We start from the raw sequence: 5,492 nt of genomic DNA, 5'->3' as shown, positions 1-5,492 counted from the left end.
GTGCCGCGGACCATCTGGTCGGCCTTGCGCGGGTCGACCCCGAGGCGGAAGGCCACCTCGACGGTCTCGTCGTACTTCGCCGACGCGACGTCCTTGGCGAGGCGGACCGCCTCGAGCGGGCTGTAGAGCCTGTCCGCGTCGATCTTCTCCGTCGCGGCGTTGTAGGCCTTGCTGCGCTTCATGTGCTGCTCCTGGTGGTGAAGGGGTGGAGTCGTGGTCGTCGGGCCAGCGCCGGCCCTGCCACTGGCGGGTCACCCACGTGGTGACCCGCCCCAGACCGGGCTCAGAGCTCGGTCTCGATGCCCATCTGACGCGCGGTGCCGGCGATGATCTTCATCGCGGCGTCGACGTCGTTGGCGTTGAGGTCGGGCATCTTGGTCTCCGCGATCTCGCGGAGCTGGTCCTTGGTCAGCTTGCCGGCCTTGGTCTTGTGCGGCTCGCCGGAGCCCTTCGCGACGCCGGCGGCCTTCTTGATCAGCTCGCTGGCCGGCGGGGTCTTGGTGATGAAGGTGAACGAGCGGTCTTCGTAGACCGTGATGACGACGGGGATGATGCTGCCGCGCTGGTGCTCGGTCGCCGCGTTGTACGCCTTGACGAACTCCATGATGTTGACGCCGTGCTGGCCGAGCGCCGGGCCGACCGGGGGCGCGGGGGTCGCGGCACCGGCCTGGATCTGCAGGTTGATGTACCCGGAGACCTTCTTCTTGGGGGGCATGTCTGTCCTTTTCGGTGGTGGTGGGCCGACGCCGTGGGCGATGACCCCTTTGCAGTGTCCGCGGGACCCCCGCGGAGGGGGCCTCCGGTCAGATCTTGGCGACCTGGCTGAAGGAGAGCTCGACCGGGGTCTCCCGGCCGAAGATCGAGACGAGCACCTTGAGCTTCTGGGTGTCTGCGTTGATCTCGGAGATCGTCGCCGGCAGCGTCTCGAAGGGGCCGTCCATGACGGTGACCGACTCGCCGACCTCGAAGTCGACGACGGTGGCCTCGCTCGCGCCGCCGCCGCTCGCGGCCGGAGCGCCGCCGGTGGCGGCCGCCGCGGCCGACGACTCGAGGTCGGCGGGCTTGAGCATCGTGAAGACCTCGTCGAGGGTCAGCGGCACCGGCTGGTGCGCGTTGCCGACGAAGCCGGTGACGCCGGGGGTGTGCCGGACGGCGCCCCAGGACTCGTCGGTGAGGTCCATCCGGACGAGGACGTAGCCGGGCATCCGGACGCGGCGGACCAGCTTGCGCTGGCCGCTCTTGATCTCGGTGACCTCCTCCATCGGGACCTGCACCTCGAAGATGTAGTCCTCCATGTTGAGGGACTGGGTGCGGTTCTCGAGGTTGGCCTTGACGCGGTTCTCGTAGCCGGCGTAGCTGTGGATGACGTACCAGTCGCCGAACTTGCCGGCGAGGTCGTCCTTGAACGCCTGGACGGGGTCGACCGCGGAGAGGACGTCGCCGTCCTCGTCGACCGGGGTGGCCGGCTCGTCGAGGGGGGCCTCGTCGGTCTCGTCGTCGGCGGTCTCGTCGTCGGCGGTCTCGTCGGCCGGGGCCTCGGGGGCGGCGTCGAAGGACTCGGCCGCGGCGGCGTCGACCTCCTGCACGGGGGTGTCGTCGACCGGAGCCTGCGCGGCCTCGGCCGGCGCGGCGTCGTCGGACCCCGTCTGGGGGGTGTCGGTCCACTGGTCGGACACGGGTGACCTCTTCCTTCTGCTGCGGGTGCCGGGTGGGCGGGGGCGCGTGCTCGGGCGCGTCAGGACCCGAAGACCACCCCGACGAGCTTGCTGAAACCGAGGTCGAGGCCGGAGACGACCGCCATCATCACCGTGACGAACACGATGACGACGAGGGTGTAGTTCCACAGCTCGTTCCGGGTGGGCCGGACGACCTTGCGCAGCTCGTCGATGATCTGGCTGACGAACAGCCCGAGGGCGCGGACGAGGCGCGAGACGGGGTTGCCGCCGCGCTCCCGGCCCTGGGCGGGGCGGGAGCCGGTCCTGGTCTGGCCCACGTCGGTCACGGGATGCCTCTTCACGTCGGAGCTGCTCGGTTGGGGTGCCTTCGGCGCGGCACGACCGTGAGGGCAGCCCGCGGGACGGGCGGCGCTTCGTGGACGTACCACACGTGCGACGCAGGGCAGGAGGGACTCGAACCCCCAACCGCCGGTTTTGGAGACCGGTGCTCTACCAATTGAGCCACTGCCCTGTGGGACCGCCGTTGGGGGACGGACCCGGGTGGTGCGACCGCCCTCGGGCACGCCGAAGGCTGGTGGTCACACCGAACGGACAGCATACGTGACGGCCGGGGCCGGGCGCGAACCCGCCGGGTCCGGCGCGCTGTCCCGTGCGGGGGCGCCCGGTCCGCGGTCGCCCCGGTCCGGCTCGTGGAGGCTCTGCCACGATGGTGGGGTGAGCACCGCAGCCGTCTCCCGCACCCCCCTGGCCGAGCGCTCCCCCGAGGAGCTGCGCGCGTTCGTCGACGAGCAGCGCGCCGCGTACACGACGCTCACCGAGCGCGGCCTCACCCTCGACCTGACGCGGGGCAAGCCCAGCCCCGAGCAGCTCGACCTCGCCGAGGGACTGCTGTCCCTGCCGGAGGGCCATCGCGACGCCGCCGGCACTGACGTGCGCAACTACGGCGGGCTCGAGGGCCTGCCCGAGCTGAGGGCGATGTTCGCCGAGCTCCTCGGCGTCGACGCCGACCAGGTCGTCGCCGGCGGCAACTCGAGCCTGACGATGATGCACGAGGTGCTCGTCCACCACCTGCTGCACGGTGGGGTCGGGTCGCCGCGGCCGTGGAAGGACGAGGAGAAGGTGACCTTCGTCTGCCCCGTGCCCGGCTACGACCGGCACTACACGATGCTCGAGTCCTACGGCATCGAGATGGTCACCGTGCCGATGCTCGACGACGGCCCGGACGTCGCCGCCGTCGAGGCGCTCGTCCGGGACGACCCGAGCGTCAAGGGGATGTGGATCGTCCCCACGTACGCCAACCCGGCCGGTTCGGTCGTCACCCAGGAGGTCGCCGCCCGGCTGGCAGCGATGCCGGCCGCCGCACCGGACTTCCGGCTCTTCTGGGACAACGCCTACGCCCTGCACCACCTCACCGAGGACGAGGCGAAGTCGGCGGACATCCTCTCGCTCGCGTCGGCCGCCGGGAACCCGCACCGCCCGGTCGTCTTCGCCTCGACGAGCAAGATCACCTTCGCCGGCGCGGGGGTCGCGTTCCTCGCCGGGTCGCGCGAGACGCTCGCCTGGTACCTCTCGCACCTGAAGTTCGCCTCGATCGGCCCGGACAAGGTCAACCACCTGCGGCACGTCCAGTTCTTCGGGTCGGCCCAGGGCGTCCGCGACCACATGGGCCGCCACCGCGACATCCTCGCCCCCAAGTTCGCGGCGGTCGACGCCGCGCTGACCGCCGAGCTCGACGGGCTGGGCATCGCCGAGTGGACCCGGCCGCGGGGCGGCTACTTCGTCAGCCTCGACGTCCCCGACGGCTGCGCCTCCCGGGTCGTCGCCCTCGCCAAGGAGGCCGGCATCGCGCTGACGCCGGCCGGGGCGTCCTTCCCGTACGGCCGGGACCCACGCGACCGCAACATCCGTCTCGCACCGTCGTTCCCGTCGCTCGCCGAGGTCGAGACGGCGATGGCGGGCGTCGCCACGTGCGTCGCCCTCGCCGCCGCGGAGCAGCTGCTCGGCGTCGTAGGGTGACGAGATGAGCGAGAACCCCGGCCGCGACACCGACGACGACATCTCCTACGGCGACGAGGACCAGCTCCAGCCCGAGGACACCCTCGAGCAGGACGGCGTCGACGACGTCCTCGACCGCGGGTACTCGCCCCCCGAGAAGCTGCGCGGCTCCATCGCGCACGGCGTGACCGCCGAGGAGCAGGGCCGCGACGAGACGATCGAGGAGCGCATCCACCAGGAGGTCCCCGACCCCTCGACGGCGTACGGCGCGCCGGACAACGAGTCCGGGCTGGACGTCGACCGCGTGGGCGGCGACGACCCCGACGCCATCGACGCCGAGGACGACTGGCTCGGCGACGGCGAGGTCGGCGACGCCCGGGCCGGCCGGCTGGTCGCCCCGGACGAGGGCCTCGGTGAGGACGACGAGGCCGACCTCGTCGGCGAGGACGTCGGCATCGACGGTGCCGCGGCGTCGGCCGAGGAGGCGGCCGTGCACGTCGTCGACGAGGAGACCGCGCAGGAGTGAGCGGAGCCGAGCCGGCCCCGGCTCCCGGGCCGCGGGCCCTCGCCGCCCTGCCGAAGGCGCACCTCCACCTGCACTTCACCGGCTCGATGCGGGTCGAGACCGTGCGCGACATGGCGCGCGCGCACGGGCTGCGGCTGCCGACGACCCTGACCGACGACTACCCGCCCCGCTTCGACGCCTCCGACGCCCGGGGCTGGTTCCGGTTCCAGCGGCTCTACGACGTGGCCCGTGCCTGCGTGCGTGGGGAGGCGGACATGCGTCGCATCGTGCGCGAGGCCGCGCTCGACGACGGTGCCGAGGGGTCGCGCTGGCTGGAGATCCAGGTCGACCCGACGTCGTACGCACCGTTCGTCGGCGGGATCACGCCGGCCCTGGAGATCGTGCTCGACGAGGCGGCGGCCGTGTCGCGGGAGGCCGGTGCGGCGCAGGTCGGGGTGGTCGTCGCGGCGTCCCGGATGCGCCACCCGCTCGAGGCGCGGACGCTGGCCCGGCTGGCGGCCCGCCACGCGGGGTCGGGGGCCGGGACGGTCGTCGGGTTCGGGCTCTCGAACGACGAGCGGCGGGGAGACACCGCGGAGTTCGGGGCGGCCTTCCGGATCGCGCGGCGGGCCGGGCTGGCGTCGGTGCCGCACGCGGGTGAGCTGCTCGGGGCGGAGGCGGTGGCGGCCACGCTCTCGTCCCTGGCCCCGGACCGGCTCGGCCATGGGGTGCGGGCGGTCGAGAACCCGTGGGTGCTCGACCGGGTGGTGGCCGCCGGGGTGGCGCTCGAGGTCTGCCCGGGGTCGAACGTCTCCCTCGGGGTCTACGACGCGGCGCCGGACGTGCCGCTGCGCCGGCTGCTCGACGCCGGGGCGCGGGTGGCCCTCGGGGCGGACGACCCGCTGATCTTCGGGACGCGGCTCGTCGACCAGTACGAGGTGGCGCGGACGGTGCACGGGCTGACCGACGCCGAGCTGGCCGGGCTGGCGCGGGCGTCGCTGGCGGCGAGCCGGGCGCCGACGGACGTGCGGGCGGCGGCCGAGGCGGACATCGACGCCTGGCTGGGGTGAGGGCGGGGCGGCCCGGGCGAACGGCCCGTGGGTCTCGCCCCGCCGGGCCTGGACCCGAGGGAGGGCTGTGCCGGCACTATCGGATGCCCACTCGGGAGGTGCAACCACGGGAAGGTCCCGATGCGTCGTGACGTGGCGCATCCGGATGCGTCGCCACGAGACGCATCCCGATGCATCGCCACGAGACGCACCCCGATGCATCGCCACGAGACGCACCCCGATGCATCGCCACGAGACGCACCCCGA

At 73.0% G+C, this 5,492-nt stretch carries 6 protein-coding genes, 1 tRNA gene and 1 pseudogene; 3 read left to right on the top strand and 5 right to left on the bottom strand.

Annotated elements, in window-relative coordinates:
* From PKA89_RS19465 to PKA89_RS19445, 5 genes and pseudogenes are all read right to left on the bottom strand, one after another.
* Nucleotides 1-182, bottom strand: a pseudogene (locus tag PKA89_RS19465) (50S ribosomal protein L1); the annotation flags it as partial.
* Nucleotides 183-283: 101 nt separating this feature from the next.
* Nucleotides 284-715 (bottom strand): 50S ribosomal protein L11, encoded by a 432-nt coding sequence (gene rplK / locus PKA89_RS19460; protein WP_324422377.1) that lies wholly within the window; start codon nt 713-715, stop codon nt 284-286.
* Nucleotides 716-803: 88 nt separating this feature from the next.
* Entirely contained in the window at nt 804-1,676 is an 873-nt protein-coding gene (gene nusG, locus PKA89_RS19455) for a transcription termination/antitermination protein NusG (RefSeq protein WP_324422376.1), read from the bottom strand.
* A 59-nt stretch (nt 1,677-1,735) separates the two neighbouring features.
* Nucleotides 1,736-1,993, bottom strand: a complete 258-nt coding sequence (secE, locus tag PKA89_RS19450) for a preprotein translocase subunit SecE (RefSeq protein ID WP_324422379.1) — start codon at nt 1,991-1,993, stop codon at nt 1,736-1,738.
* Between the two features lie 121 nt (nt 1,994-2,114).
* Nucleotides 2,115-2,187 (bottom strand) — tRNA-Trp (locus tag PKA89_RS19445).
* Nucleotides 2,188-2,390: 203 nt separating this feature from the next.
* On the opposite strand from PKA89_RS19445, the gene PKA89_RS19440 reads away from it, so the two are divergent.
* The 3 genes from PKA89_RS19440 to PKA89_RS19430 are packed head-to-tail and all read left to right on the top strand — an operon-like array spanning nt 2,391 to nt 5,246.
* Nucleotides 2,391-3,692, top strand: coding sequence for an aminotransferase class I/II-fold pyridoxal phosphate-dependent enzyme (locus tag PKA89_RS19440; protein ID WP_324422374.1), 1,302 nt, complete (start codon nt 2,391-2,393; stop codon nt 3,690-3,692).
* Nucleotides 3,693-3,696: 4 nt separating this feature from the next.
* A complete protein-coding gene (locus PKA89_RS19435) occupies nt 3,697-4,197 on the top strand; it encodes a DUF5709 domain-containing protein (protein ID WP_324422373.1) in 501 nt (166 codons plus the stop codon).
* Complete coding sequence (locus PKA89_RS19430) at nt 4,194-5,246, top strand: adenosine deaminase (RefSeq protein ID WP_324422370.1); 1,053 nt, start codon at nt 4,194-4,196, stop codon at nt 5,244-5,246. The genes PKA89_RS19435 and PKA89_RS19430 overlap by 4 nt, the downstream gene beginning before the upstream one ends.
* Nucleotides 5,247-5,492 lie beyond the last annotated feature (246 nt).

Origin of the sequence: Phycicoccus sp., from assembly GCF_035325325.1 — a bacterium.
Lineage (GTDB): Bacteria > Actinomycetota > Actinomycetes > Actinomycetales > Dermatophilaceae > Phycicoccus.
Note: the sequence above shows the minus strand (reverse complement) of the source record. Positions and strands in the feature narration are given on the sequence as shown.

Coding starts and splice junctions, on each gene's coding strand:
- PKA89_RS19435 (WP_324422373.1), top strand. CDS start 3,697: ATGAGCGAGAACCCCGGCCGCGACACCGACGACGACATCTCCTACGGC.
- rplK (WP_324422377.1), bottom strand. CDS start 715: ATGCCCCCCAAGAAGAAGGTCTCCGGGTACATCAACCTGCAGATCCAG.